This window comes from Spongiactinospora gelatinilytica (assembly GCF_003236385.1).
GTDB lineage: Bacteria > Actinomycetota > Actinomycetes > Streptosporangiales > Streptosporangiaceae > Spongiactinospora > Spongiactinospora gelatinilytica.
Map to the genome: position 1 here is coordinate 1 of NZ_POUA01000529.1, position 3932 is coordinate 3932.

A 3932-nucleotide genomic window follows, 5' to 3' on the forward strand; every position below is an offset into this window, starting at 1 on the left:
GCTCGGTGCCGTTCGCGGGGGAGAGCAAAAAGGCGCTCGACCTGGCGACCCGTGAGTCGCTGCGGCTCGGGCACGACTTCGTCGGCACCGAGCACATCCTGCTCGGCGTGCTGTCCCTGGACGACCTCCCGGCGGTGCGGGCGCTGATCGGCCTCGGCGTGACCAAGGAGCCCGCCGAGGAGCTGGTCGGGCGGGCGATCGATCGCGTTCTGCGCCCGGGGGAGACCACCTGAGCAGGGGGCCTCGGCCTTTGCGGGCCGAGGCCCCCTGGCCCGGCCGATCAGTGGCGCGGGGTCGGCCGGTCGGTGAGATCTCGCCGGAGGAAGTCCTGTGGCTCGCGGACCTGCGTGGACGGTTCCAGCGGTACGGCCGGGCAGCTCGCCCGGTACGCGGGCGGCTTGAGCGCGATCAGGTAGCGGTCGATCGTGCTGATCGTGCAGTCACTGCGGTCGTAGACGCCGTGTCCCACGCCCTCGTACGTGAGCAGCCGGGCCGCCCTGCCGATCTGGCGGGCGACGCTGACCGCCCAGGCGCGGCCGGTGATCGGATCGTGCCGGGAGTTGACGACCAGGATCGGCGGCGCGCCGCGTACGCGCAGGCGGTGCTGCGGGTACGGGATCGGGCGCGGCTCGCTCAGGCACCACGAATTGACCGTCAACGTGGACGGATTGAACTCCATGTCCGGGGCGACGGCCTTGGCGCGGCGCAGTTGCCAGGCGTACTCGCGGTGGTCGCGGATCCGCATGTCGAAGTCCGCGCAGATGAGCTGCCAGGGGAAGTGGATGTCACCTGGCGCCCGCAGCGGTGCCGGTGGAGCGCTCGTGTCGAGACGGGCGATCTGCTCGGCGGCGGAGTACCACGCGGGCGCGTACGACCCGTTGAAGATGATCCGAAGCACCTGGGCCTTGGACATACCGCCCAGCTCGCCGCGTTCGGCGCGGTCCTTCAGCCGCGCCCAGATCGCCCGCACGTCCTTGCCGTGCAGCGCGCACCGGGTCTCGCCCGCACACCACTTGACGAAGGCGTCGAAAACGTCCTGGACGTGTGCGGCCGTGTCCCGGAAATAGCGTTCGCCGCCGGCGCTGTGGTCCACGACGCTGTCCAGGGCCATGGCCCGGATGCGGTGCGGGAATTGCTCGGCGTACGCCTGGCCGATCATCGTGCCGTAGGAGATGCCGTAATAGGTCACCTTCTCCTCGCCGAGGGCGGCGCGTACCGCGTCCATGTCGCGGGCCACGGAAACGCTGTCCAGATGCTCGAAGACCGGCCCGGTCCGGGATTTGCAGTCGGCGCGCGCCCGGCTGCTGAAATCGCGCCAGTGGTCGAGTTCGGCCTGGTTCTCGATGAACGTGTCCGGATACTGCGCGATGAGATCGGCCGAGCACAGGACCCGGTTGCTGTCGGCCGTGCCGCGGACGTCGAAGCCCACGATGTCGAACCGGCGGCGGACCTCCGGGCTGAAGAAGTCGAAGGTGGCGAACGTCGCCCCGGACAGACCCGGCCCGCCCGGGTTGACCAGCAGGGAGCCGATCCTGGCCGCCGGGTCCGTGGCCCGCTGCCGGGACAGGAACAGATCGACGGTCGGCCCGGCCGGATTCTTCCAGTCCACGGGCACAGTGAGCGTGCCGCACTCGTACCTCTCCCGGGGCGACGCGCACGCGGCCCACTCGATCGTGGCGGCGTCCGGCTCGGCGGCCTGGGCGGGGGTGAACGCGGTCAGGCCGACGAGGGCGGCCATGGCCGCGGCGAGTAATGGCCCGGTCTTACGCATGTGATCTCCAATCACCGGCGCATGTCCATTGCCTGGACGCCCAGATTGTCGATCAATCTGATTCCTGTTACCACGGCCCGCTGGTCATAATGACGAGAAATGCGGCGGACGCGATTCTCAGTGGTCGCGGTAATGGTCGGCGACGGCGGTGAAGGCCGCCTTGGGCTCCCACGGCATGTCGGGGTAGGTGACCCCGTGGCGGTCCTCGTAGACCTTGACGATGCCGTAGGAGGCCAGGTCCAGGTCCGCACGCGGATCGCCGCCGGGCCGGTGCGGGTGGTCGGCCAGCGCGAAGGTGAACACGAAGGCGCCGTCGATCCCCGCGCCCTCGAAGACCTCCAGCGACTCCCGCAGGTACGCGGCCTGACCTGCCTCGTCGCGGACGTACTCGCCGTTCAGCCGGACCGGCGCGCCGGTCTCCGCGTCGTACTCGACGATCTCCAGGCCGTTCGCGCCGCGCTCGCCCGCCCCCTTGTAGCCCGCCGACCCGAACTCCGTGATCGCCACCGGCCCGCCCTGCCCGGCAAGGGTGCGGGCGCCTTCGGCGAACCCGTCCGCGATCTCCGCCGACCGGTAGAGGTCCACGGACATGATGTCGAACGGTGTCCAGTCCACGCGCTCCAGCGGCACCGAGGCGTAGGTGACCTTGCCGCCGAAGCGCTCGCGTACCAGCGCCACGGCCCGGCCGAGGAGGTCGTTGACGCGCGCGCCGGCCGCGCCGAGCAGTGCGGGCAGGTCATCGGCCTGGCGCAGCAACCGCACCCGCTCGGCGGTGTCGTCGCCGGGCAGCAGGTCCTTGGCCATCAGGCTGAGTTCGGCGCCGGTGACGAACACGACCTCGGCCCCGCGCCGCCTGACCCGCTCCGCGCGCACGGCGCAGTCGGCGAACAGCGACAGCATCTCGGCGGCGGTCTGTTCCAGCGGATAGGGCGAGAACCAGACCTCAAGGCCCAGGTCGGCCGCGTGCGTGGCGGCGATCTCGATGCGTTCCGGATCGCCGCCCATCACGCGGACGGCGGTGCAGTGCAGGTCGTCACGGATGATGGCCAGCTCGCGCCTGACCACGTCGGAGTCGAACTCCTTACGGGAGATCACTCCGTCGCGGACGAAGCCGGTGTCATAGCTGACGCCTTTCGCGCGCATGTCCGCCCCTTCCTGGAAAATACGGTACGTCTCGTACCCTAGTTGCCGATGGACGTGGCGGGCAACCACAATTGGCCCGGTACGAGGCGTACCGATGGCGTACCGATGGCGTACCGATGGCCAGGAGGTCAAGGGTCCGATGACACAGCGGGGCGGCGGGCGGACGCGGCGGCGCGGGGCCGCCCTGGAGGAGGCGATCCTGAGCGCCGCGGTGGACGAACTCACCGAATCCGGATACGCCGGGCTGACCATGGACAAGGTCGCCATCCGCGCCGGTACCAACAAGAACGCCATCTACCGCCGCTGGCCCAACCGCCTCGCACTCGGCGTCGCCGCCTACCGGCGGCTGACCTCGGCGGTCCCGCCGCCCGACACCGGCAGCCTGCGCGGCGACGCCCTTGAGCTGCTGCGCGGGGCCAATCGCCACTGGAGTTCGCCGCTCGGCGCGATCCTGCGCGACCTGCTCGCCGCGGCCGGCGGCGCGGCGGAGGTCCTGGCGCGGTTGCAGGAACAGTCCGGGGAGGCCGCGGCGGCTCCCTGGCTCACCGTCCTGGGACGCGCGGTCGCGCGCGGCGAGGTCTCCCCCGAGGCCCTGCACCCGCGGGTCGCCACCGTGGCCATCGTGCTGCTGCGCAACGAGTTCGTCATGCGCGGCGTCCCCGCCGCCCCCGACGACGTCCTCGTCGAGATCGTGGACGAGGTCTACCTTCCGCTGGTACGGCGGCGCGGTCAGCCCTGAGGCGCGGTGACCTGGACCCGCTCGCCGTCGCCGTCGGAGAGGAACGACGCCAGCGCCCGCCCCTGTTCGGCGACGGCGTCGCGGTCGGCCCGGGTGAGGTCGCGAAGCGGGGTGACGGTGACGGTGTCGTCCTTGACGGTCCAGGTGGCGGCGACCCGGCCGTCCACCAGTACGACGCGGATGCCCGCGACGGACAGGCCACGGTGGGCGTCGTCGATGATCCGGCCGCGGTCGTGGTAGCCGAGGATCGCGTTGTCGAAGGCGGGCAGGAAGCGTACC

At 71.1% G+C, this 3932-nt stretch carries 5 protein-coding genes; 2 read left to right on the forward strand and 3 right to left on the reverse strand.

All coding sequences use genetic code 11. The annotated features are described in order from the left end of the window. The coding region (locus C1I98_RS36275; protein ID WP_306461945.1) for a Clp protease N-terminal domain-containing protein at window positions 1-233 on the forward strand (233 nt) is incomplete at its 5' end. 47 nt (window positions 234-280) lie between these two features. On the opposite strand, the gene C1I98_RS36280 is transcribed toward C1I98_RS36275, so the two are convergent. Together C1I98_RS36280 and C1I98_RS36285 are read right to left on the reverse strand one after the other, a co-directional pair. Further along, a complete protein-coding gene (locus C1I98_RS36280; RefSeq protein ID WP_111171809.1) occupies window positions 281-1771 on the reverse strand; it encodes an alpha/beta hydrolase in 1491 nt (496 codons plus the stop codon). Window positions 1772-1888: 117 nt separating this feature from the next. After that, window positions 1889-2914, reverse strand: coding sequence for a glycoside hydrolase family 113 protein (locus C1I98_RS36285; RefSeq protein WP_111171810.1), 1026 nt, complete (start codon window positions 2912-2914; stop codon window positions 1889-1891). A gap of 139 nt (window positions 2915-3053) precedes the next feature. Here C1I98_RS36285 and C1I98_RS36290 point away from each other — a divergent pair, with 139 nt between their 5' ends. Beyond that, window positions 3054-3653: a TetR/AcrR family transcriptional regulator gene (locus tag C1I98_RS36290; protein WP_111171811.1), complete on the forward strand. Its 600-nt coding sequence runs from the start codon at window positions 3054-3056 to the stop codon at window positions 3651-3653. On the opposite strand, the gene C1I98_RS36295 is transcribed toward C1I98_RS36290, so the two are convergent. Then, window positions 3644-3932: DNA glycosylase AlkZ-like family protein (locus tag C1I98_RS36295; protein WP_146607857.1), on the reverse strand; the 289-nt coding region annotated here is incomplete at its 5' end. The genes C1I98_RS36290 and C1I98_RS36295 overlap by 10 nt on opposite strands.